At 70.8% G+C, this 22,210-nt stretch carries 19 protein-coding genes; 8 read left to right on the top strand and 11 right to left on the bottom strand.

Going from position 1 to position 22,210, the window contains the following annotated elements:
• A complete protein-coding gene (locus ACX114_RS27785) occupies positions 1-492 on the top strand; it encodes a hypothetical protein (protein WP_459289407.1) in 492 nt (163 codons plus the stop codon).
• On the opposite strand, the gene ACX114_RS27780 is transcribed toward ACX114_RS27785, so the two are convergent.
• On the bottom strand, positions 489-2,099 hold the full coding sequence (locus ACX114_RS27780; protein ID WP_459289405.1) for a tetratricopeptide repeat protein: 1,611 nt from the start codon (positions 2,097-2,099) through the stop codon (positions 489-491). The genes ACX114_RS27785 and ACX114_RS27780 overlap by 4 nt on opposite strands.
• Before the next feature lie 144 nt (positions 2,100-2,243).
• Between ACX114_RS27780 and ACX114_RS27775 the strand changes: the two genes are divergently transcribed.
• Positions 2,244-3,212 carry a homoserine kinase gene (locus ACX114_RS27775; RefSeq protein WP_459289403.1) on the top strand — a complete coding sequence of 323 codons (969 nt, stop codon included), beginning with the start codon at positions 2,244-2,246 and terminating at the stop codon, positions 3,210-3,212.
• Positions 3,213-3,215: 3 nt separating this feature from the next.
• Here the strand turns inward: ACX114_RS27775 and ACX114_RS27770 are convergent, their stop codons facing one another.
• The 3 genes from ACX114_RS27770 to ACX114_RS27760 all read right to left on the bottom strand — a co-directional run bounded on the left by ACX114_RS27770 (position 3,216) and on the right by ACX114_RS27760 (position 6,705).
• Positions 3,216-3,686, bottom strand: coding sequence for a nuclear transport factor 2 family protein (locus ACX114_RS27770; RefSeq protein ID WP_459289401.1), 471 nt, complete (start codon positions 3,684-3,686; stop codon positions 3,216-3,218).
• A gap of 73 nt (positions 3,687-3,759) precedes the next feature.
• Complete coding sequence (locus ACX114_RS27765) at positions 3,760-4,287, bottom strand: hypothetical protein (protein ID WP_223742697.1); 528 nt, start codon at positions 4,285-4,287, stop codon at positions 3,760-3,762.
• A 54-nt stretch (positions 4,288-4,341) separates the two neighbouring features.
• Positions 4,342-6,705, bottom strand: coding sequence for a hypothetical protein (locus ACX114_RS27760; RefSeq protein WP_459289399.1), 2,364 nt, complete (start codon positions 6,703-6,705; stop codon positions 4,342-4,344).
• A 25-nt stretch (positions 6,706-6,730) separates the two neighbouring features.
• On the opposite strand from ACX114_RS27760, the gene ACX114_RS27755 reads away from it, so the two are divergent.
• From ACX114_RS27755 to ACX114_RS27740, 4 genes are all read left to right on the top strand, one after another.
• A complete protein-coding gene (locus tag ACX114_RS27755) occupies positions 6,731-7,135 on the top strand; it encodes a TIGR02266 family protein (protein ID WP_120528360.1) in 405 nt (134 codons plus the stop codon).
• The gene (locus ACX114_RS27750) at positions 7,132-7,689 is read left to right on the top strand and encodes a DUF192 domain-containing protein (RefSeq protein ID WP_459289397.1); all 558 of its coding nucleotides are present in this window, start codon (positions 7,132-7,134) and stop codon (positions 7,687-7,689) included. Before ACX114_RS27755 ends, ACX114_RS27750 begins: the two co-directional genes overlap by 4 nt.
• 153 nt (positions 7,690-7,842) lie before the next feature.
• Positions 7,843-10,182, top strand: a complete 2,340-nt coding sequence (locus tag ACX114_RS27745; RefSeq protein ID WP_459289395.1) for a PhoX family protein — start codon at positions 7,843-7,845, stop codon at positions 10,180-10,182.
• A gap of 24 nt (positions 10,183-10,206) precedes the next feature.
• Complete coding sequence (locus ACX114_RS27740) at positions 10,207-11,868, top strand: hypothetical protein (protein WP_459289393.1); 1,662 nt, start codon at positions 10,207-10,209, stop codon at positions 11,866-11,868.
• A gap of 796 nt (positions 11,869-12,664) precedes the next feature.
• Here the strand turns inward: ACX114_RS27740 and ACX114_RS27735 are convergent.
• The 7 genes from ACX114_RS27735 to cglC form a co-directional block, all read right to left on the bottom strand.
• A complete protein-coding gene (locus ACX114_RS27735; RefSeq protein WP_459289391.1) occupies positions 12,665-14,443 on the bottom strand; it encodes an EAL domain-containing protein in 1,779 nt (592 codons plus the stop codon).
• Positions 14,444-14,582: 139 nt separating this feature from the next.
• On the bottom strand, positions 14,583-15,803 hold the full coding sequence (locus ACX114_RS27730; protein WP_459289389.1) for a hypothetical protein: 1,221 nt from the start codon (positions 15,801-15,803) through the stop codon (positions 14,583-14,585).
• 81 nt (positions 15,804-15,884) lie between these two features.
• Positions 15,885-16,361 (bottom strand): Cys-tRNA(Pro) deacylase, encoded by a 477-nt coding sequence (gene ybaK, locus ACX114_RS27725; RefSeq protein ID WP_014398345.1) that lies wholly within the window; start codon positions 16,359-16,361, stop codon positions 15,885-15,887.
• A gap of 5 nt (positions 16,362-16,366) precedes the next feature.
• Entirely contained in the window at positions 16,367-17,509 is a 1,143-nt protein-coding gene (purK, locus tag ACX114_RS27720) for a 5-(carboxyamino)imidazole ribonucleotide synthase (RefSeq protein WP_459289386.1), read from the bottom strand.
• The gene (purE, locus tag ACX114_RS27715; protein ID WP_014398343.1) at positions 17,506-18,009 is read right to left on the bottom strand and encodes a 5-(carboxyamino)imidazole ribonucleotide mutase; all 504 of its coding nucleotides are present in this window, start codon (positions 18,007-18,009) and stop codon (positions 17,506-17,508) included. Before purE ends, purK begins: the two co-directional genes overlap by 4 nt.
• A 164-nt stretch (positions 18,010-18,173) precedes the next feature.
• Positions 18,174-19,598 carry a vWA domain-containing protein gene (locus ACX114_RS27710; RefSeq protein ID WP_459289384.1) on the bottom strand — a complete coding sequence of 475 codons (1,425 nt, stop codon included), beginning with the start codon at positions 19,596-19,598 and terminating at the stop codon, positions 18,174-18,176.
• Between the two features lie 102 nt (positions 19,599-19,700).
• Positions 19,701-20,207: an adventurous gliding motility lipoprotein CglC gene (gene cglC, locus ACX114_RS27705; protein WP_459289382.1), complete on the bottom strand. Its 507-nt coding sequence runs from the start codon at positions 20,205-20,207 to the stop codon at positions 19,701-19,703.
• Positions 20,208-20,482: 275 nt separating this feature from the next.
• Between cglC and ACX114_RS27700 the strand changes: the two genes are divergently transcribed.
• Together ACX114_RS27700 and ACX114_RS27695 are read left to right on the top strand one after the other, a co-directional pair.
• On the top strand, positions 20,483-21,310 hold the full coding sequence (locus ACX114_RS27700; RefSeq protein WP_223742689.1) for an outer membrane beta-barrel domain-containing protein: 828 nt from the start codon (positions 20,483-20,485) through the stop codon (positions 21,308-21,310).
• Positions 21,307-22,209, top strand: coding sequence for an outer membrane beta-barrel domain-containing protein (locus tag ACX114_RS27695; protein WP_459289380.1), 903 nt, complete (start codon positions 21,307-21,309; stop codon positions 22,207-22,209). Before ACX114_RS27700 ends, ACX114_RS27695 begins: the two co-directional genes overlap by 4 nt.
• Position 22,210: the final 1 nt, after the last annotated feature.

Here is a 22,210-nt window from a genome sequence, read left to right as displayed (position 1 = left end):
ATGGTGCTGACTCGAACCCGGGTGGTGAGCGGCATGGCGGCGGTGGCCGCCGCGGCGCTGGTGCTGTTCTTCTGGCCGCGCGAGGAGCCGGGCGTGAAGGACGCCGTCACCCGGCGCATCATCGCGATGACGAGCGCGGCGGAGGACAAGGACGTGGGCGCGGTGATGGAGGGCGTGTCCGAGCGCTTCAAGACGAAGGAAGGCTGGAGCAAGCAGGACGTGCGCGGCATCCTGGCCGCGCAGGTGCTGCGGGGCCAGTGGGTCCGCATCTTCACCACCGACATCGACGTGCACGAGGTGTCACCCACGCAGGGCGACTTCCAGGCGCGCTTCATCTTCGGCCGCTCGGAGGCGGACAAGCTGGAGAACCTGGCCCGGGAAAGCGTCCTCAACGCCTACGCCATCGAGGGCACCTTCGAGAAGGAGGACGATGGCGAGTGGCGCGTCGTGAAGGCGACGCAGCGCCGGTTGGACCCCTCGGAGCTGCTCTAGCGCGTCACCGCGCCAGCGTCGTTGGCGCCGCTGAAGAGCGGCCCTGCCTCCGTGAGCCAGGCCTTGGCCATGGCGGGCTGGCCGCTGGTCTCCAGGCGCTTCTTGATGTCGTTGGCGCGCGTGGCCAGTTGCTCCACGGGCGTGCCCTGGGCGCGGGCGCGCACGAGTGAGAAGTAGTGCTGCTGGCACCCGGCGGCGAACTCGCCCTGGGCGAAGAGCAGCTCGCCCAGCGCCGCGTACGCCTCCGGCATGCTGCCCGCGCCCGTCTCCGGGGCCACGGCGGTGAGCAGCGACTTCGCGCCGTCGAAGTCCTTGCGCGCGAGCAGCAGCGCGCCCTTGGCGTACTGCGCCCGCGCCAGCCCCACGCCGCGCGCCGAGAGCGCCTTGTCGTAGGCCGCGAGCGCGTCGTCCTGACGGCCGGCCGCCTCCATCACGCCGCCGCGCGCGAGCCAGTACCGGTCATCCTTGTCCAGCGCGGGCAGCTCCTTGCCGTCCGCCGTCCGCGTCTTCACCGCGTGGAAGGTCTTCTCGTAGGCGTCCAGCATGGCCAGCGCGCCCTCACCGTCGCCCTGGGCCTGGAGCAGCCGCGCGCCCTCCAGCGTCAGCAGCGGCGCGGTGGGCCGCTTCGCCACCGCCGCCTCGAAGGCCTGGCGGGCCTCCGGGGCGCGCTTCACCGCGAGCGCACGGCCTCGGGTGAAGAGGGCGTAGTGGTCCTCCGGCCAGGCCTTCAGCGCCGCGTCCACGTGGGTGAGCGCCTCGTCGGGAGCGCCCTTCGCCAGGGCGACCTCCGCCTGGGCCACCGCCACGCGGGCCTGGAGCGCGGGCGTCAGCTCCCTGCCGCGCGAGCGCACCTCTTCAATCAACGCCGCCGCGCCGTCCGGAGGCCGCCCCGCGTACAGCTGCGCCAGGGTGGACGTCACCCGCGACAGCAGGTGGTCCGGGTTCGCGGTGGTGGCGCGTCCGAAGGCCTCCACCGCCTGGGGGAACATGCCCTCGTCGAGCAGCGCTTCGCCATAAGCCGCGGAGAAGCGTGGATCCTTCCAGGCCCCTTCCGCCGCGCGCGCGAAGGCCTGGCGGGCCTCCGAGAGGCGCCCCTCCTTCTGGAGCAGCCGCGCCTGGGCCAGCGTCAGCCGGGGGCTGTTGGCGCCCTGGGCCTTGAGCTCCTCCAAGAGCTTGTTCGCCTCCGCCGTCTGTCCCGCGCCCACGAGCAGCAGGGCCCGGGCGCCGTAGCGCTCACCGGAGCGCGAGCCCAGCGCCTCCGCGCGCTCCAGCTGCTCGCGCGCCTTCGCTTCCGCGCCGGGCTGGTGGTGGGTGAGCCACAGCTCCGCCTGGAGGTCCGCGGCCAGCGCCCGCGCGTCGCGCGAGTCCGGCGCGAGCGCGAAGAGGGCCTCCAGGTTCTGCTGCGCCATGGCCAGGTCGCTGGGGTTGCCCTTCAGCACCGCGGAGCGCGCCGTGCGCAGGTGGGCGTCCACCTCCTGGCGCACCTGTCCCCGGTGCACGTACCAGGCGACACCGGCCGCCAGCAGCACGGCGACGACACCCACCTGGGCCAGGGCGCTGCCCAGTCCCTCGCGACGCTTCCAGTCACCGCGGCCCGACGTTTCCATGGGGGTGGCCTCACGCGCAAAGATTGAAGATTTTCAGACAGTTATGCGAAGTAGGACGGGCATGGACAGATAGGTCCGGCCCCCTGGGGTGTCAACGGGTGGGGGCAGCACGCACGCGGGGGCGGCACGCCCCGGAGGCACGCCATGGCCGTCTACACGACACTTCCCCCCGAGGCCTTCACCCACGTGGCGGATGTCTGGGGCCTGGGGGCGGTGCGCTCCATCACGCCGATTCCGCAGGGCTCCATCAACACCAACCACCGGCTGGAGACGGACTCAGGCCGCGTCTTCGTGCGCCACACGACGGTGCGCTCACCGGAGGACCTGCGCTTCGAGGCGTCCCTGCTGGATCACCTCTCCCGCGCGCACTTCCCCGCGCCCGTGCTGCTGGTGCCGCCGGGGCCCACGCCCTTCCTGGAGCTGCAGGGAGGACGGATCAGCGTCTTCAAGTGGCTGTCCGGAGAGGAGTACACCCGCGACCGCCTCACGCCGGAGGTGCTGGAGCGCCTGGGGTTTGAGCTGGGCAAGCTGCACAACGTGACGCAGTCCTTCGGAGGCACGCGCGCGAACCCCTACGGCCCCGGCCTGGTGAAGGGCTGGCTCAACGGCCTGTCCCATCGGCCGGAGCCGGAGCTCGTCTCGGTGGCGGAGGAGCTGGAGCGCTACCTCGCGCGCGCGGAAGCCGAGCGCCAGGGCCTGGAGCCCCGGGGCGTCATCCACGCGGACCTCTTCCTGGACAACGTGAAGTGGCTGGGCGACCGCGTGGGCGCCTTCTTCGACTTCGAGATGGCCTGCGTGGACGCGTACGCGCTGGACGTGGCCATCACCCTCAACGCGTGGTGCTTCGAGGGGGCCTACCAGCCCGAGCGGTGCCAGGCGCTCCTGCGGGGCTACCAGGACGCGCGGCCGCTGTCGGACGTGGAGAGGCGGGCGCTGTACGGCCACGCCCTCTACGGCGCGGTGCGCTTCACCACCAGCCGCATCCGCGACTACCACCTGTCCCCGCTGGGCGCGGACAAGCTCGCGCCCAAGGACTTCCGCACCTACCTGGCCCGCGCGCGGGCCCTGGACGGCATGGGCCCGGACGGGCTGCGGGCGCTTGTCGGTGTGTGACGGCTAGATGCCGGAGAGGATCTTCCAGTCGCCGTCGACCTTCTGGAACACCATCTGCTCCAGCTCCGAGTCCGACTGGGGCCGGGCGTTGAGGCCGGGCATGCGCCAGGACGCGTTCCAGTAGTAGATGGCGAGCGCGACGTCGTCCTCGCGGAACTCCACGCGGCGGACGTTGAAGTCCACCTTGGGGTTCTGCAGCTTCTGGAAGAGGGCCTGGAGGTGGGCCTGGAGGTTGTCCGCGGTGAGGTCGTCCGCCGGGTCATCCGGGGTGCCGGCGTCGTCGCGGAACTTCGGGGACACCATCGCCTGGATGGCCTTCGCGTCGCGGGCCTCCAGGGCGGCGCGGTACTTCTCCATCACGGCGAGGATGGCGCGGGTTTCACCGGTGTCTTCCAGCTCCGTGCCGGGGATGCGCTTCGGGGCGCATGCGGCCAGGAAGAAGACGGCGCAGAGGGCGAGGAAGCGGTTGTGCATGGCGGGGCCTTATGGGTTCAACCGCATTTGTGTCAACCCATTCCCAGGCCCCGCCGCCCTCCGTGCGCTTTGACTATTTGGCGCGGATGACTTCAGCGATGAAGCGGTTGAGCACGGGCAGCTCGCCGTCGAGGATCTTCAGACCCTCCGTCTTGATGAGCGGCTCGGCAATCATCGCCACGGGCTTGAGCAGGAAGGGCACCTTGAGCGCCAGCTCACCCTCCATCTTGCGCTCCGTCTGGCCATTGCCCAGGTCGCGCAGCTTCAGCACGCCCGTGTTCACCAGCATCTTGGAGATGGTGTGGGACGTGGGCGTGTTGGTGAACGTGAGCTGCTTGGTGCGCTTGTCGTAGGTGGACGTCTCGATGAAGGCGAACCACTCCGGCGACACCTTCTTGGGGCCCACGGAGGAGATGACGGGCTTGGGGCGGTAGCGCACCTTGCGGTGCACGCGGTCACCGTCGACACGCACCTCCTGGGGCTGCAGCTCCAACAGCACGCCGTGGTGCTGGAGGAGGTACGGGAAGTAGCGCTCGTCGAGGAGCGCACGCTCCACCTCGTCCACCGTCCCCTGGATGTACTGCGTCTTCTCGAAGTGCATGCCCCATCCACCTTTCCGTCGATGCGTGAATCGTCTCTGCGCAGGGGCCCGCGTCTAGCGGAAAGCCTGACGCGGCACCAGCGGCCCGCGATAGGCCGTTTGCTCGAAGTCACAACGGGCCTGCCACTCGGAGGCCGCCGCACGGAAGGCGGCCCCATAGTCCGGCAGTGCACCCACCTCATGCCGCACGGCGCCGCAGTCGCCCGCCAGGTAGGCGGCCTCGATCCGCAGCCGCGCGGCCTCCCGGCGGATGGCCTCCGGGAGGGTGGTGTCCGACAGGGCGCGCTGGAGCTGCTCGCCCGCGAGCGCCGGGGCCCCCACCTGGTGCAGCCGCCGCCCCAGCAGGTAGTGCAGCCATGGGTCCATCGGTGCCGCGAGGATGGCGCGGTCCAGGAGCAGGAGGCGCAGCTCCTCTTGGGGCGCGCGGAAGTACGCCTCGATGGGCGCTCGGCGCGACGGCGTCTCCAGCGCGGCCAGCTTCACCTGGGCGGTGCGCGTGAGCTCCGGCCCCGGGTCCAGCGCGAGCGCGGCCTGGAGGAAGGCGCGTGAGCCCTCCACGTCCTCCTGGTGGAGGGCCACGTCGGCACGGGCCAGGGCCACCTCCGCGGCGAGCGCGGGCCGGTCCTTCACCTGCTCCGCGAGCGTGGCCAGCACCTTCGCCGCGTCGGGCCCGCGCTCCAGGGCGTCCAGGGCCACGGCCTGGCCCAACTGGAAGGACGGCTCCTCCGGCTGGAGTTTCGCGGCGCGCTGGTAGCGCTCGAGCGCGTCCTGCGGGTCGCTGGCGAGCGACTCGCGGGCGGAGTCCGACAGGCGGGCCACCTCGCGGGCGCAGGCGCGGGTGAAGAGGCTGCCGGTGCGGAAGCGGGCGAAGGCGCGCGCGAGCGCGGACGCGTCCAGGGGCAGCGCGTCCAGGGTGCGCTCCCACTCGGTGACGAGCTCGTCCAGGGGCCGGCCGTAGGCCTCGTTGAAGTCCGCATGAGCGTAGACGGCGCGCAGCTTTTCCGCGCCGTAGGTGTCCGCCAGGTAGCGCAGGAACGAACCCGCCACGGTGTACGCGCGCGCGGGGGCGGACTGGTAGAAGCCCTTGGGCCCCATGAGGTCGCGCATGTCCGGGGCCAGCCCCTGCCGGCGCATGCCCGCGGCCCACTGGTGCAGGGTGAGCTCGCCCTGGACGGGGTCGTCCGCGGCCACCGCGAGCCCTTCAATCACGCCCATCAGCGGCCACACGCCCAGCCGGGTGGTGACGCGGAAGAAGCCGGAGCCCGCGGGGCCCGCCATCACGTGCGCCAATTCATGGTGCAGCGTGGAGTGGGGGAAGGGCTTGTCCTGGATGTGCAGCTCCGTGCGCCAGGGCTTGGCGAACTGGGTGCGGCCGGCGCCCACCAGTCGCTGCTTCTCGTCCTCGGAGCGGTAGAGCCACACGCGCACGCGCTCGGTGGGGGCCACGCCCAGGAAGCCCGACGTCTGCATGAAGCGGAACTCCAGGTCGCGGGCCATGCGGTCCACGTCCTGGCGTGCCTTGCCGCGCGGGTAGTGCAGGACGAAGTGCTCCGTCTCCCGCACGCCGCCCAACTGCTCGGCGAGGTACGCGTCGCTCATCCGCAGGCCCAGTTGTGGCGCGCGGGACTCCAGCCAGAAGATGCCCAGGGCGCAGGGGAGCACCAGCCCAAGCAGGCCCCCCAGGCGCGCGCCCTTCAGCGCCAGGCGGCCGGTGCGCACGTCCAAGAGCGCGATGGCGAGCCCCGCGAAGACGCCCACCCACAGCAGCGTCTCCAGGCGGAACCAGCCCAGCGCGGCCGTCATCTGGAGGGCCTCGTCATAGAGGGGGCCGGGCAGGTGGCCCAGGAAGAGGTTGAAGGCGAACACCTGGGGCCCGAAGACGATGGGCCACACCGTCACCGCCAGTGAGGCGAGAATGAGCAGGGCGTACAGGCCCGCCGCGCCCCGGGGCCGGGCCGTCGCGAAGCCCAGGAGCACGCCCGCCGCGGAGGCCACCAGGGCGGAGGGGATGGTCAGCAGGGGGTAGAAGCCCGCCAGCTCGAAGGGGTCGCACGCGGTGCGAAGCCGGGCGAAGAGCAGGGCGCACACGAAGGGGGGGATGAGCACCCCCAGGTTCAGGACGGCGCTGGCGCCCAGGGCGCGGCCCACGGCGGTTCCGGGCAGGGCGGATGCTTCCACCCGGGCGGGCAGGGCCCCGGCGCCCGTGAGGATGCGGCGCTCCTGGGCGGCGGCGGCGATGCCTGTCCCACCTCCGAGCAGGCCCACGGCGATGGACAGGGCCAGGCCCAGTTCGAAGCCCGGGACCCCGAAGAGGGGGAGGAGGACGAGGGCCGACCCCCCACCGCCGAGCAGCAGCACGGTGGCCAGGACGGCTGGACGGCCCAACAGTGCACGGGCACGGGGGAGGACTTGCCGCATGGCGTCCCCTATACTCCCCGGCCGCATGTCCGAACAGAAGAGCGGATCCGAACTGCGCACCCACGGTCGTGCGCCCATCGAGCTGAAGGTCGACTACAAGAAGCTCAATTCGTTCTTCGCTGACTACACGAAGAACATCAGCAAGGGCGGCACGTTCATCAAGACGAAGAAGCCGCTGCCCATTGGCACGCGCTTCCTCTTCAAGCTGACGGTGCCGCACCGCGAGGCACCCTTCGAGTTGTTGGGCGAAGTCGTCTGGTCCAAGGCCGACGCGGAGGAGCCCGGCATGGGCATCCGCTTCATCTACAGCAGCGAGTCCCAGCGCGTGGACTTCGAGACGCTGGTGGAGCGGCTCATGTCGGACAGCCTGGGCTCCGAGCTGACCGAGAAGCTGCTCAACAAGCCCCTGCACCCCCAGCACCCGTCATGAGGACGCAGGCGCGCCTCACGTTCGTGGTGGCGGCGCTGGCCTTCGTGGGCGGCGCGTGTCAGGAAGCGCCCGCCGCGCCTCCGAAGACCGCCGCGCCCGCTCCGGCGCGTCCGAAGTCCAAGGACGTGTCGGCGGAGGACTACGTGATGCCGACCCTGCCGCGCGCGCACGTGCGGCTGAAGGATGCCTACGGTGGTGTGCACCGCGTGGAGGTGGAGGTCGCCGCCACGGGCGAGTCGCGCACGCGCGGGCTCATGTGGCGCAAGTCGCTGCCGGCCGGGCAGGGCATGCTCTTCATCTTCCCGGATGAAGAGGTGCGCGGCTTCTGGATGCGCAACACGCTCATCCCGCTGGACATGCTGTTCATCACGTCCGAGGGCCGCGTCGTGGGCATCATCGAGAACGCGGAGCCGCGCACGCTGACGAACCGCACGGTGGGCATCCCCAGCCAGTACGTGCTGGAGGTGCCGGGCGGCTGGTGCCAGAAGAACGGCATCGTGCGCGGCGGCACGGCGGAGTTCGAGGGCGTGAGCACCCTCCCCATCACGCCGTGACGCAACGGGAGCCGGTGATGCGCGTTTGTCGCGCGCCCGGCCCGCCCGTGATGAAGAAGTGACGCGCTGCTCAAGGCAGCGCCACGTCACCTCCGCAGGATGCGCGCCGCGCGGGCTCGAAGCAGCGCGCGCCACCTTCTGGAGGATGCACGCATGGCTTCTCGTCTGTTGGGCCGCGCCACCGGCGCGATGCTCCTGCTTGGCACCGCGACGTGGGTGGGCTGCGAGGGAGACCCGGGTCCCTCGGGCGCGGAAGGCCCCAAGGGGCAGGATGGGCAGGATGGCCAGGACGGAGCGCAGGGGCCGGCGGGGGAGCCGGGCTCTCCGGGCCCTGGCACCCAGGGACAGCCGGGGCCGGGCGCCACGGCTCGCGCTCCGGGCGTGGAGTCCGGCACGCCGCTGTCGTCCGTCATCGCGGTGACGTTCCGGGGGGACCTGGGCACGGGCGCGACCAACGTGGCGGAGTACGTGAAGGCGCGCGTGGAGCAGGTCGTCACGGGGAAGCTGCCCTCGCCGCTGGTGTTCCCGCTGTCGTCCGCGTCCACGGACACGGTGCGTTCGGTGCCGGGGCTGTACCCGACCACGGTCATCAAGTGGATGGATCCGCTGGCCTTCGCGAAGGGCGGGGCGCGCTTCGGCGCGAACGTGGACTACATCGCCTTCTTCGGGGACGGCTGGTCGCGGGACGGACGCGCGCCGCAGTACCACGGGCAGGCGTCGGCCGGCTGGATGTGGATCAACCACGAGTACATCTCCGGCACGAAGCCGCGCGTGGGCACGGCGCCCATCGGTCAGCACCTGGACTTCGCGCGCTTCCTGCGCAACACGGGCTCGCTCGCCAACACGGTGTTGGACGGCACGTCGTGGCAGGCGGACGCGCTCGTCTCCTACAACCGCGAATGGAAGAAGCAGGTGGGCGGCACCTGGATGCGCGTGGTGCAGGACCCCGCGACGGGCGGCTGGGCGGTGGACCGCAACGCGGCCAACGTGCGCTACGACGCCTCCAGCGCCACCCTGGCGAAGGTGGTGGGCGTGGCGCTCTCCGGCGAGGAGCATGACGACTCAGGCGCGCCGCTGGCGGCGGGCGTGGTGCCGGGCACGCACTCCAACTGCTCCGGTGGCCAGACGCCGTGGGGCACGGTCATCGTCGGCGAGGAGAACGTCCAGGGCGTCTATGGCGATCCGGAGGCCGCGCTGTGGACGGGGAAGAACGACTGGATTGCAGCGGCGCCGGGCTTCGCGCCGGGGGCTCCGCTCGCTCCCGATTTCTCGGCTCCGGCGGATGGGGACATGATCAGCAGCGGGGACCGGAACTCCACGCACTTGAAGGACGGCTACGGCTACCTGACGGAGGTGGACCCGGGCCAGCCGGCGGATCTCTGGTACGGCAAGGACGCGGAGAAGCCGGGCGCGGGCCACCGCAAGCTGGGCGTGATGGGCCGCGCGCACTGGGAGAACGCCACCTTCGTGGTGGACGCGGACTGGAAGCTGCTCGCGAACCAGCCGGTGGTCATCTACGGCGGTGACGACCGGCGCGGCGGACGCATCTTCAAGTTCGTGTCGCAGGGCAAGTACACGCCAGGGATGACCAAGGCACAGGTCCGCGCGCTGCTGGACGCGGGCACGCTCTACGTGGCGCACTTCGCGGGTCTGGACAACGCGACGGGCGACACGCTGGTGGGCGGGGTGGTGCCCACGGATGTGGCGCCGGGCCACGGCCGGTGGATCCAACTGGGCCTGGACAGCACGGACCTGGCCCCGAACGGCGAGGCCTTCGGCAAGCCGACGCTCCAGGTGGGCGCGGCGCTGCGCGACGTGAACCACAACGCGATGGGCGGCTTCGTCAACGAGGACCAAGTGCGCAAGCTCCTGTGGACGGCGGCGAACAAGGTGGGCGTGATGGAGCTCAACCGCCCCGAGGACACGGAGTGGAACCCGAAGGACCCCAGCGGCACGCCGCTGCTCTACGTGGCCTTCACGGAGCACGGCGACCCCACGGCGTTGGACCCGCAGGGCCGGGTGGCCACCGCCGAGCTGAAGGACGGCGCGTGGGTGAAGAAGGATCGCGGCGCGCAGGACAACCGCGCGGTGGACAAGGTGGGCTCCATCTTCGCCATCCGTGAGGCGGATCCGGCGGCGCCCGCGGGCTCGAAGACGTTCGACTTCTTCCGCGTGTGGAAGGGCGAGGCGGCGGCCACCAGCGCGGCGCCGGAGTTCGCGGCGGCCAAGCCGGACAACCTGGTCATCGACCGCGAGGGCGGCGTGTGGTTCGGCACGGACGGCAACTTCGGCGTCAACAAGGTCGCGGACGGCATCTTCTACCTGGACCAGGCGCCCGCGCACCGTGACAGCCCATACTTCCGCAAGGCGTTCCGGGTGCTCTCGATGCCGAGCGACGCGGAGGCCACGGGCCCGGCGTTCAACGCGGACATGACCAGCCTGTTCGTCAGCGTCCAGCACCCGGGCGAGGACAGCTTCAGCGTCTGGCCGTAAGCCCACGAAGACGGAGCCTGGCGCATGCGTTCATCCGTGCTCGATGGGGTGCGAGGCCCCGTCTTCATCGTCCTGACGTTGGGGGCCTTCGCCGCGGCGGCGGGCGTGTGGCGGTTGCGCACGCCGGCTGAGGTGGAGGCGCCGTTTGATCCGCTCGCGCAGGCGCTGGCGGCGGGGAGCCATGTGGCCAACCGCGAGGCTCCGGTTCCGTCCATGTGTTACACGAAGACGGCCGGGGTCTCGAACCCGTGCTGGACGTGTCACACGGGCGGCGTCGGCAACAACGTGATGGCGGACGACTCGCTCCAGGCGGAGTACGCCTTCAGCGACGTGGGGCTGACGAACCACTGGACGAACCTCTTCACGGACCGGACGCGCGCGATGGCGTCCATCCGTGATGCGGAGGTGCTCGAGTACATCCGCGAGGACAACTACACGCCGCTGCGCGCCGCGCTCCTGGGGCGCGCGGGGGGCTACAAGGGCTGGGTCCCGGACCTGGACCTGACGCGGGGCTTCGACGCGGAGGGTTTCGCGAGGGACGGAAGTGGCTGGCGGGCCGTGCGCTACAAGCCGTTCCTGGGCACGTTCTGGCCCACCAACGGCAGCACGGACGATGTCTACGTCCGGCTCCCAGAAGCCTTCCGGAAGGATGCGCACGGGCAGCCGTCACGAGAGGTGTATCGCTTCAACCTCGCGGTGCTGGAGGCCGCGATGACGGTGGACCCAAGCCTCCTGGACGTGATGGCCGCGAGTCGCCGCGTGGAGCCGGTGGACGAGCGCGTGGGGGGCATGGACCTGGACGGTGACGGCGTCCTGTCCCCGAGCGTGGAGCGCGTGCGCGGGTTGCCAGCGCATTACGCGGGGAGCGCGAAGGACGTGCGGGTGCGGAGGTACACGTACCCGAAGGGCACGGAGTTCCTGCACACCGTGCGCTACGTGGATCCGGATGCGCCCGCGCTGCTGTCCACGCGGATGAAGGAGCTGCGCTATTCGCGCAAGGACGAAGAGCCGGCGGACGACCGCGTGCGCAACTTCTACGCGGAGGAGCAGGAGAAGAAGGTGCGCGGACGGCTGCCCGCGTTTCCAGGCACGCCAGAGCTGGGGCTGATCAACGAATTCGGCTGGCGCCTCCAGGGCTTCATCGAGGACGCGAAGGGGCGGCTGCGGCTCCAGACGTTGGAGGAGCACGTCTACTGCATGGGCTGCCACACGAACCTGGGCGTGACGGTGGACCAGACCTTCGCGTTCCCGCGCAAGGTGCCGGGGCGCGACGGCTGGCGGACCCAGGACCTGCGGGGCCTGCCAGACGTGCCGCAGGCAGGACACGCCGCGCCGGAGACGGCCACGTACTTCGAGCGCGTCCAGGGGGGTGATGAGTTCCGTGCGAATGAAGAGTTGCTCACACGCTTCTTCCCGAACGGAGTGTTGGACCTGCCAGCGGTCCGGCGCGCTGCACCGGGAGGGGACCGCGACCTCGCGTGGTTGGTGACGCCGTCGAGGGAACGGGCGCTCCAACTCGACAAGGCGTACCTGGCGCTGGTGCGGGAACAGGCGTTCGCATTGGGACGGGACACGCTGCTGGCGCCGCCCGAGAACGTGCACCGCTCCGTGGAGAACGGCTCCACCGAGTTGGAGGCCACGGGCCGCCTCTACACCGACGGACGGCTGCACCTCACCTGGGAGTAGGGCACGGCGCTCGCGAAGCATCGGAGCCGGCCGGCGAACCGCCGCACCGCATCCAGGTGCGACGAGCAGCTGAGGTCCCTCAACCAGCCCAGGGGGCCCCTTCCGCCGGACAAGGCAAAACCTGTCGGACAGTCGGACAGGTTTCTACCGGCGGGTGGCGCCGAGGCCCGCCCCCGTTCGCCCAACCTGTCGGACAGTCGGACAAGTCTTGCTGCGCGGATGAGCCGGAAGGCCTCGCTCACCACGGGCCTCCAAACTTGTCGGACAGGCTTCCGTCGTCCAGATGGCGCCCGGGCTCCCGGCTGTCGGACAGCTCTACGTTGGTCGAACGGATGGACCGGGACCCGGCCATGGCTTGCCGAAACCTGTCGGACAGTCGGACAGGTTTTCGCTGTGCGGATCGACCCGAAGGCCCTTTCGGCACGAGGCATCCCAACCTGTCGGACAGTCGGACAGGTTTTCGCAACCTGTATGGCGGGGGCCCCCATCCGCGGTTCTCCCGGCCTTGTCGGACAGTCGGACAGGTTGCTCCGTCTGGATGTCGCGGATGCTCGCGGCCTCGGTCCGCTGAACCTGTCGGACAGGTTCTTCTACTCGGATGGACTGGACGGCCCCCTCGCCACGGTGCCTCCAAACTTGTCGGACAGTCGGACAGGTTTTCCGCCCTGGGGGCGGTGGGGGCCGTGGTTGGATTGCCCGACCTGTTGGACAGGGTCGTGTGGTGCGCCGCTGACGGGTCCCGGAAACCGGGGCATGCCCGTGGGCCTGATGGCGTGACGGCTGCGGTGCGGGCTGGCTACTTCACCGCGCCGGGCTGGAAGAGGAACGTGCTCGTGTGCGTCTGCGCGGAGACGGCCTTCACTCGCTTTCGCAGGGACGCGGCGACGGCGGACAGCTCCGCCGGGTGGGGATTGGCGGACAGCCCTTGGTGGTCCACCGCCGCGAGGCTCAGCGTCACCGGCACCGTGTTGCCTGCCGCGTCCTTGGCCGTGAAGCCGCCGCGCCGCAGGTCCTCGGGACCGTAGAGCGGGACCTTCTCCGCGTCGAAGCGCTGGCAGAGCGTGCGCAACACGTCCGGCGCCACCGCGTCCGGACACACCAGCACGAAGTCGTCGCCGCCCACGTGGCCCAGGTTCGAGCCCTCCGGCAGCAGGTGCAGACACTCCGACAACACGCTCGCCGTGTAGCGGATCACCCGGTCGCCCTGGAGGAATCCGTAGCGGTCGTTGTACGCCTCGAAGTGATCCAGGTCCGCGTAGATGACCGTGAACGCGCTGCCCTGGAGCGCCGCGCGGATCCACCGCTCAATCATCCGGCTGCCGGGCAGATCCGTCAGCGGATGCGCGCCCGTCGCCGCGTGCTGCTCCAGGTCCGAGGCCCGCGCGATGAGCTGCTTCATCGTCACCGTGCCCAGGAAGTGGCCCTTCGCGTCCGTCACCACCACCGGGTCGTAGACCGTCTCGGGCGGACGGCGCATCGCCATGCGCGCGAGCGCCGTGATGGCCGTCGCGTCCTCCACCACCATCGGCGCCTCGCGCGGCTCGTCCGGAAGCGCCGACTCCGTGGTGGCGGCGGTTCCTCCGAAGCGCGCGTAGAAGTTGCGCCGCGTCACCACCGCCCGAGGCTGCTCGCCGTCGAGCAACACGACGTGGTCCTCGCCCGGCGTGCGGCGGAAGAGCCGGTCCAGCTCCACCGCCTGCGCCGCCACCGGCGCGCACGGCGGGCGGATGATCATGCTGCCCACCGTCTCGTCATCCTCGTGCTCGCGGTGGTGCAGCGCGCGGATGGCCTCGCGGCAACGCTCCGCGAAGTCCGCTCCCGGCCGCTGCGGCGAGCTCACGGGCCGCGCCAGCAGGTAGCCCTGCGCGTGCCGGATGCCCAGGCGCAGCAGGACCGCCAGCTCGTTCCACGTCTCCACGCCCTCGGCGATGAGCACCGCGTCCACGCGCTGCGCGAACGCCACCAGCGACTTCACCAGGTGCTGCCGGTACGTGTGCAGGTGGATGTCCCGCACCAGCGCCTGGTCCAACTTGATGAAGTCCGGCGCGCTGTGCACCAGCGTCACCAGGCCCGAGTGCCCCGCGCCGAAGTCGTCCAGCGCGATGCCGAAGCCCTGCTCCGCGTACCGCCGCGCGAGCATGCGCAGCTGCTCCGTGTCCTCGAACGTGCTGCGCTCGGTGATCTCCAGCACCAACTGCTGGGGACTCAGGCCGTGCTGACGTAGCAGCTCCAGCGTGGACGCGCCGCCAAAGCGCTCGTCGCTCAGCACGTCCGGACTGACGTTGAAGAAGAAGGGCCCGCGCCGCTGTGCCTCCGGCAGCGTGGCGATGCGGCGCACCGCCGCGGTCCAGCACGCGCGCTCCAACTCGTAGGTGAAGCCCTCCACCCGCGCGCGGTTGAACAGCTCGTTGGGGGACTCCACCGGGCCCAGGCCTCGCGACAGCACCTCGTGGCCGAGGACCTCGCCGCTGAGCAGATCAACGATGGGCTGGAAGACGGTGGCGACCCTCGGCTCGTCACCGTTCCAGAGCCAGGGCGGTGGTGGTGCGGGCTTGCTGGGGGAGGGCAGGCTCATGGCCCCCGAAATGTACCGCGCTCTGGCGCAAGCTTCAGTCCCCCCCGACCACTCGGCAGGGCCAACATCCAAAACGGACGCTTGCCACGGGAGTCCCCCAGGGCCCGGGGCGGGAGGGCCCCGTCAGCCTCCCCAGGTCCTATTCCCCCTGAATCCGCTGGATTTCCGCCACCTTGGCGCCCTCGGATTCTGCTGGTGACGGATCCACCGGAGTCACCGGGACCATGGTCGCCGCCGCCACCTGGGTCAGCGTGACCTGGGCCGCGACCGCGTCCATCGCCTGGCCCTCCTCTCCCTGGGCGGTCGAGAGGGCACGGAACCGGCGGGCCAGCGAGGCCAGCTCCGCCGCCTTCAGCTGGGCCTGACCGCTGCGCAGGGACAGCAGCGCCACGCGTGCACGCTCCAGGAGGGCCACCTCCGCGCGCAGCCTCGCGAGGATGCGCTCGCGCCGCTGACGCATGTCTCCCAGCCGCTCCACCTCCTCCGCCAGCGACGCCGCGGCGGCCTCCAGCTGCCGGCGCGCCACCAGGTCCGTGCTCGCGCGAGCGCCGCGCTCCAGGCTCTCGCGCTCCGCCTGCAACTCCGCGGCGGCGCGCTCCTCCAACTGCGCCTCCACGCCCGCCCACTCTGACGCCAGCTCCACCGCGCCTTTGGTAATCCGCGCCAGCGTGCGGGCCAGCTCCTCGCGCGCGGGCTCCCGGGGAAGCTTCGCCAGGGACTGACCGCATTGCCGGTAGAGGGACAGCGCGCGTTCGGACAGCGTGTGGAAGTCACCGGAGAGCTGGGGCAGCAGCTCCTCCGCGCGCGCCTCCACCGGATCCGCCGTCAGCCCCAGGTGCGCGGCGATGGCGCCCAGCCCCACGAAGAGCCCCACGATGCCGCCCACCACCGCCGCCGCCAGCAGCGTGGGCGTGGCCACGGACGCCAGCCGCACCGACAGGATGTTCGCCACCACGCCGCCCGCCAGCGTGAGCCCCGCGCCCAGCACGGCGCCCAGGCCGTAGTGCACGAGGGTGGGGCGGACATCCGCGACCTGTCCCTCCTCACCCAGGTCGTTGAGGCGGGATCGCACCAGCAGCGCGCCCGCGGCCGCGCCGCTCGTGGCCACGGTCCACGCGGGCGACAGGCCCAGCCCATAGGGCAGCGCGACGAGCAGCAACCCCAGGCCACTCAACAGGCCCCGGTCCCACCGGTCGCCCCGCGCGCACGCCAGCACCACCGCCGCGGGCACCACCCACGTCAGCGGCACCGGCATGCCCACGCGCAAGGAGACCCACTGCGCCAGCCCCGCTCCGGCGCCTGCCGCCAGCGCGCGCGTGACGGTGTGCTCGAAGGCTTCGCGGTGGTGGAATTGCAACACGGCGGCATTCATCGGGACACCCCGGGAACGGCCCCCAAGGGCCGGGAATGTCCCTTCGAACGCGCGGCTCGCGAAAAGGGTCTACGCCTTCGGACGCGAAATGGGTCCCGGCTTGCCCTTCGTCACGCGCAGGTAGTCCGCCGGGGCGAGGACGATTTGCGTCCCGCGCACCCCGGCCGACACGGCGACCTCGTCGAACAGCTCCAGCGTCTCATCCACGAAGACGGGGTAGTCCTTCTTGCCCCCCAGCGCGGTGACGCCGCCCCGGATGTAGCCGGTGAGCGGCTGCAATTCCTTGAGGGGCACGGTGTCCACCTTGCGGTCGCCGGACAGCCGCGCCAGGGCCTTCAAGTCCAGCTCCGCGTTGCCCGGCACCACCGCCATCAACACGCCGGTGCGGTCGCCCTTGGCCACCAGCGTCTTGAAGACCTGCTCCGCGGGCATGCCCACCTTGGCGGCCACCGTCTCCGCGGACAGGTCGTCCGGATCCACGTCGTAGTCGCGCAGGCTGTACGCGATGCCGAGCGAGTCCAGGAGCCGGGCGGCGTTCGTCTTCATGGGCGTTACATCCCCAGGGCCGTGGCGGCGGCCTTCACGCGCTGGAGCGCGTCCTCGGGCGTGGAGCCCACCGCGGACAAATGGCCCATCTTGCGCCCCTTGCGCGCGTCGCGCTTGCCGTACAGGTGCAGCCGGACGCCGGGCAGCGCCAGTGCCTGAGCGAACCTGGGTCCGCCCTCCTGGAGCCACAGGTCGCCCAGCAGGTTCACGATGGCCGCGGGGCGCACCACCTCCACGGAGCCCAGGGGCAGGTTGCACACCGCGCGCACGGCCTGCTCGAACTGGCTCGTGAGGCACGCCACCTCCGTCGAGTGGAAGCTGTTGTGCGGCCGGGGCGCCACCTCGTTGACGAGCAGCGACCCGTCCCCCAGGAGGAACATCTCCACCACCAACAGCCCCTCCACCTTCAGGCCCGCGGTGATGTCGCGCGCCACCTGCGACGCCTGCGTCAGCACGGCCTGGGGCAGCGGACCCGGCAACAGCGACCACGCGAGGATGCGCTCCTCGTGGTGGTTGAACGCGGGCGGATACACCGCGAGCTGCCCATCCGGCCCGCGCGCCACCAGCACGGACAGCTCCGCCTTCAGGTCCAGCGCGGCCTCCACCACCACGGAGCGCTCGCCCAGCTCCTTCCACGCGACACCCGCCTCGGAGGCCGCCTTCACCTCGTACTGGCCGCGCCCGTCGTAGCCGCCCTCGCTGGACTTGATGAAGCACTTGCCGCCCAGCGCGGTGATGGCCTGGGACAGCTCCGCCTCCGAGTTCGCCTCGCGCCACGGGCCCAGCGGGAAGCCGCCCTTCGCGAGCCACGCCTTCTGCCGGCCGCGGTGCTGCACCACCTCCAGCACGGAGGCGCCGGGGCGCATGGGCGCGTGCCGGGCCACCGCGTTGAGCGTGGACAGCGAGACCTTTTCAATCTCCAGCGTCACCACGTCGCACTGGCGCGCCAGGTCCTCGGCCGCCGCAGTGTCGGTGAAGGACGCGGTGAGGCAGCGGTCCACCACGGAGCGGGAAGGGCACGCGGAATCCGGATCCAGCGCCTGCACCTGGTAGCCCAGCGTGCGCGCCGCGAGCGCCATCATGCGCCCCAACTGTCCGCCGCCCAGGATGCCCAGTGTCCCTCCGGGAAGCACCATGGGGCCGCTCATCCCGCCACCTCGCGCTGCGCCAGCACTTCGTCCGTGCGGGCCTTGCGCCAGGCGGCCAGCCGCTCGCGCAGCTCCGGGTACTTCAGCGCCAGGATGGCCGCCGCGTGCAGCGCCGCGTTGGCGGCCCCCGGCTTGCCAATGGCCTGCGTGCCCACCGGGACGCCCTTGGGCATCTGCACGATGGAGAGCAGCGCGTCGAAGCCGGAGAGCACCGTGGTGGGCATGGGCACGCCCAGCACCGGCAAGAGCGTCTTGCTGGACACCATGCCGGGCAGGTGCGCCGCGCCGCCCGCCGCGGCGATGATGACGGAGAGGCCGCGGCCTTCCGCGCTGGACGCGTACTCCATCATCCAGTCCGGCGTGCGGTGCGCGGACACGACGCGCACCTCATGCGGGATGCGCAGCTCGGCGAGGATGTCGATCGCCGGTTGCAGGTGCTCCAGGTCGCTCTTGCCGCCCATGATGACCCCGACCCACGGGGTGCTCGCGCTCGCCGCCATGCTTGTCCGCGCCTCCAGTGCGCCCTGCTTCCAGGGGGTGAAGCCTGGAAGAACGCGGAGATAGGGCCACGCGATTCCGGAGGTCAACCGCGAAGATGTGACGTCGCGATGGCGGGCGGGCAGGGGGGCGGGCGATGCCCCCTCGCACGCCCTGTCCCCGACACTCAGTACGTCGAGCCCATGCGCCCGAAGCTCTTGAGCGCCTTCACCTTGCTGTTCTTCACGGCGGCCTTCTGGGCTTCATAGGAGTCCGCGTCGTCGTATTCCTGCATCGCGCGGCTCTGCTCGGCCTGATCCGCCGCCACCGCCGCCGCGCCCGCCACCGCGCCCGCCTCCTCGAAGAGGGCCTGGTTCTGGGAGAGGTAGCCCTTCGCCTCGGCCTTGTTGCCCTGGGCCATCGCTTCCGCGGCCTTCTGGAGGTTCTGCGCGCTGCGGACCCGGGCCGCGTACACCGTGGCCTCCTTGTCCTGGCGCTGGACGACCTCCTCCTGGACGTTGGTGGCCACCGCGGCCAGCACGGACTGGTCCTCCACGTTCTTCTGCACGAGCAGGTCCGTGTACGCGACCTTCAGCCCCGCCACCTGCACGGACTGGCCCGGCGCGGTGCCCGTCACGTGCAGCCGCGCCACCACGCGCTCCACCTGGCCCGCGGAGAAGTCCGGCAGCGCCACGCGCACGGTGTTGCCGGCCTGGTGCGCGCGGTAGCCCAGCACCTCGCCCAAGCTCGTGCCCGGGGGCAGCTCGAAGGACAGCTCCACGTTGCGCGCCACCGCGGTGGTGGCCTGCTGCAGGTCGCGCTGAAAGAGGGTGGACAGCTTGCTCGCGTCCTCCAGGAAGCCGTACGCGCCGGCGCCGTACTCCGCGAAGGCCTGCATCAGGTCCTCGTTGAAGTCCGTGCCCACGCCAATGGAGCTCACCGTGATGCCGGAGGCGCGGATCTCCCGCACCACGTTCTTCAGCCCCTCCTCGTCGGACACGCCTTCGGTGGGCTGGCCGTCGCTCATCAAAATAAGGCGGTTCACCGTGGCCGTCCCGCCCATGGCGGAGGCCAGCTGCGTGCGGCCCACGGACAGGCCCGCGCTGATGTTGGTGCCGCCGTCATCCCAGATGCCGTCGATGAACTGGAGCATCCGCTCGCGGTTGCCCGCGGTGGCCGGCAGCGACGGCAGGCTCTTCACGTCGCTGCCGTAGTGCACGATGGCCAGCCGGTCCTCGTCGCGCAGCAGCGTCACCAGGTGCCGCGCGGCCTGCTTCGCCTGCTGGAGCTTGTAGCCGCTCATGGATCCGGACCGGTCGATGACCACCGCCAGGTTCACCGGGCTCCTCTTCGCGCCGGGCACCTCCGCGCCGGTGAGGTCCACCGTCACGTACGTCTCCGAGGGGCCCACCGGCACGTACGGATGCGACAGCCGGCTCGTCACCTGGAGGCTGCCCGTGGACGCGCGCGGCCCCGGCGGCGGGACGGGCGGGGGCGGCGTCACGACGACGTGCGGAGTGGGCGGGAGGCCACCCCCGCGGGGCATGCCCAGCACCAGCGCGGTGAGGGCAAGGCCACCAGCCAGGGCGAGGAACAGGACCGTACGATTCATGGCAGGGCTCCAAAGGCGTTTGAAACGCGGGCCCTGCCTTTACGAACGGGGGGCGCGAAAAGGTCTAACCCTTTCGCGCGAGGCGACTGTTCAGTGCGCCGTTCAGTTGCCCTGGGCCGCCGCGACGGCGCCCGCGCAGAAGTAGGGCGAGTTGTTCTCGCCGAAGGTGCGCCGGTAGAAGCCCTCGTCGGCGACCTTGATGGCGTCCAGCGTGTCCTGGTCCAGGAGCAGGGGCCGGCACGTCATGCGCTCCTTGAGACCCTCCTCCACGTCGCCCACGGTGCGGGTGATCTCGCAGCCCGTCGTGGTGCCCTGCACGCACTCCTTGCTGCAGTAGCCCAGGGCGAACGCCTCCGGGTTGTCGCTGCGGGGGCTCTGGTCGTCACGGACGCAGATGAGGTCCTCGCAGTCCAGCGAGCCGAAGGAGATGAAGTCCTGATCCACGGCGATGTCCTTCTCCTGGATCTCCACGAACTTGCGGCCCTGCTCCTCCCGCTCCTGGTCCGTGGCCCTGCGCACCAGTTGGCACGGCTTGCCCAGCTCGGTGGTGACGTCGCAGCCTCCCAGCATCAGGGCGGCGGACAGGAAGAGCGCGGTTCGCACGAACATCTTTCAGACCTCTAGGAAGGATGGAAACAGGGCGCGCCAAGGGGGGAAGAGCGACGCCCGGAACCCGCGAACGGTAGCACACCGCTTCTTCGCGCCAACCCCTGACCCGCGGGACATGAGCACAGTGGAATTGTGAAGCGATACGGGAGGAATACAGAGGAGGCAGGCGCATTCTGCTGGTTGATGGTTGGGAATACGACCGATAGGATGGCGCGGCTGATGTCATGCTGCCTTCCGGTGGCAGTACGTTCCCTCCCCCCACGGAGCGCCCGGACTTGAACCGCCCCACGCTGCTGCTTGCGCTGAGCCTGATGTGGCCCGCGCTGGCCCCCGCCCAGAACCAGCAAGGCATGGGCCTCGATCTGACCGAGGACTCCCAGGCCAAGCCACCCGAAGAGAACCCCGCGCCGCCGCCGGACGAAGAAGCCCGTCCCGCGTCGCCGCCTGCCGCCGCCCCGGCGAAGGACATCCCGGTCGAGGCGCTGATGCCGCTCACGGACATCACCCAGGACGACCGGGTGAAGAGCGTTCAGCGCAAGGTCTATCTGAAGAAGAACCGCCTGGAGATCTCACCGTTCGTGAGCCTCTCCGTGAACGACCCGTTCTATTCGAAGTTCGGCGGCTCGCTGCGCGCGGCCTGGTACCTGTCGGACACGCTGGCCATCTCGGCGCGTGGCTCGCTCATCCAGGTCATCCCGTCGGATGACGTCCGCACGGCGAAGCGCACCTTCAACTCCAAGATCTACAGCTCCGTGCCGAACTGGTCGGCCATGGGCGACCTGGAGTGGGCGCCGCTCTACGGAAAGGTGTCCTTCCTCAACTCCATCCTCCACTTCGACGGCTACCTGCTGGGTGGCATGGGCGTGGTGAGGACCGAGACCTCCGCGCTGCCGGACCGCGGCCTCAACCCGGCCTTCGACCTGGGCCTGGGCATGCGCTTCGTCACCAAGGACTACCTGGCCGTCAACGTGGCCCTCATCAACACCTCCTACGTGGACCAGCCCCTGGGCAGCAGCAAGGGCGCCCTCCAGAACGTCATGACCCTCAACGCGGGCATCTCCATCTTCCTGCCCCTCAAGTCGACGGGGAGGGAGTCCGAATGAAGCCCGCCTTCCGTCTGCTCCTGACCCTGTGCGCGGGCGTGCCCGCGCTCGCTGGCGCCGACCAGGCCCCCGCGCCCGCTCCGGCCGCCGCCGCTCCGGCGGCCCCGGCTCCGGCCACGCCTGCTCCGGCCCCGGCGGCCCCTGCGCCGAAGACCGCGGCGAACTCCAACCCGCCCACCACCTCCCAGGAGGAGGAGGCCGGCGACGTGTCCGAGGTGGACAAGGACGCCCTGGGTCCCCTTCGCGAGCGCATCCGGCCGGTGTCCGGCCACATGTTCCTCAAGAAGGGCCGCTTCGAGGTCAGCCCGTCCGCGTCCATCACCATCCGCGACGCGTTCTACAAGAAGTACATCTTCGGCGGCACCGTCACCTACTTCCCCATGGAGACGCTGGGCGTGGGCCTGCGCGGCGGCTACGCGCTGAACTCCGTGGCGGGCTCCGCGCAGATCTGCACCTTCACGCCGGGCGAGGGCGGTGACACCCGCGGCTGCCGCGCGCCCTCCAAGGGCGAGCTGGACGGGTACGCGCCCGGCCAGATGACGCTGATGGGCGGCGTGGACGTCCAGTGGGCGCCCATCTACGGCAAGCTGTCGCTCCTGGCGGAGAAGTTCGTCCACTTCGACATGTACGGCGTCGTGGGCGCGTCCGTCGTCCAGTACAAGGGCCCGGCGGAGCCGCTGGCGGACGGCTCGCCCGTCGCGGGCAGCAAGTCGTACCTCACGGGCGGCGGTAACGTGGGCGTCGGCCTGCGCTTCTTCTTCAACCGGTGGATGACGCTGCGCACGGAGCTGCGCGACATCATCTACGTGGAGAAGGGCCGGGAGCCCACGCCCAACTACCTCCGCAACCAGATCCTGTTCGAGCTGGGCCTGTCCTTCTTCTTCCCCTCCGGTTCCTGAG

Source organism: Corallococcus sp. M7 (assembly GCF_054512695.1).
The sequence above is the reverse complement of the archived record's forward strand: the minus strand, read 5'-3'. Positions and strand labels throughout refer to the sequence as shown.

Excerpts from the sequence above, each read along its gene's own strand:
- purK (WP_459289386.1), bottom strand. The coding sequence starts at position 17,509 with ATGAGCGGCCCCATGGTGCTTCCCGGAGGGACACTGGGCATCCTGGGC.
- ACX114_RS27755 (WP_120528360.1), top strand. The coding sequence starts at position 6,731 with ATGTCCGAACAGAAGAGCGGATCCGAACTGCGCACCCACGGTCGTGCG.
- ACX114_RS27765 (WP_223742697.1), bottom strand. The coding sequence starts at position 4,287 with ATGCACTTCGAGAAGACGCAGTACATCCAGGGGACGGTGGACGAGGTG.
- ACX114_RS27750 (WP_459289397.1), top strand. The coding sequence starts at position 7,132 with ATGAGGACGCAGGCGCGCCTCACGTTCGTGGTGGCGGCGCTGGCCTTC.
- ACX114_RS27745 (WP_459289395.1), top strand. The coding sequence starts at position 7,843 with ATGGCTTCTCGTCTGTTGGGCCGCGCCACCGGCGCGATGCTCCTGCTT.
- ACX114_RS27770 (WP_459289401.1), bottom strand. The coding sequence starts at position 3,686 with ATGCACAACCGCTTCCTCGCCCTCTGCGCCGTCTTCTTCCTGGCCGCA.
- ACX114_RS27740 (WP_459289393.1), top strand. The coding sequence starts at position 10,207 with ATGCGTTCATCCGTGCTCGATGGGGTGCGAGGCCCCGTCTTCATCGTC.
- ACX114_RS27695 (WP_459289380.1), top strand. The coding sequence starts at position 21,307 with ATGAAGCCCGCCTTCCGTCTGCTCCTGACCCTGTGCGCGGGCGTGCCC.
- ybaK (WP_014398345.1), bottom strand. The coding sequence starts at position 16,361 with ATGAAGACGAACGCCGCCCGGCTCCTGGACTCGCTCGGCATCGCGTAC.
- ACX114_RS27760 (WP_459289399.1), bottom strand. The coding sequence starts at position 6,705 with ATGCGGCAAGTCCTCCCCCGTGCCCGTGCACTGTTGGGCCGTCCAGCC.
- ACX114_RS27775 (WP_459289403.1), top strand. The coding sequence starts at position 2,244 with ATGGCCGTCTACACGACACTTCCCCCCGAGGCCTTCACCCACGTGGCG.
- ACX114_RS27735 (WP_459289391.1), bottom strand. The coding sequence starts at position 14,443 with ATGAGCCTGCCCTCCCCCAGCAAGCCCGCACCACCACCGCCCTGGCTC.
- ACX114_RS27785 (WP_459289407.1), top strand. The coding sequence starts at position 1 with ATGGTGCTGACTCGAACCCGGGTGGTGAGCGGCATGGCGGCGGTGGCC.
- ACX114_RS27710 (WP_459289384.1), bottom strand. The coding sequence starts at position 19,598 with ATGAATCGTACGGTCCTGTTCCTCGCCCTGGCTGGTGGCCTTGCCCTC.
- ACX114_RS27780 (WP_459289405.1), bottom strand. The coding sequence starts at position 2,099 with ATGGAAACGTCGGGCCGCGGTGACTGGAAGCGTCGCGAGGGACTGGGC.
- cglC (WP_459289382.1), bottom strand. The coding sequence starts at position 20,207 with ATGTTCGTGCGAACCGCGCTCTTCCTGTCCGCCGCCCTGATGCTGGGA.
- purE (WP_014398343.1), bottom strand. The coding sequence starts at position 18,009 with ATGGCGGCGAGCGCGAGCACCCCGTGGGTCGGGGTCATCATGGGCGGC.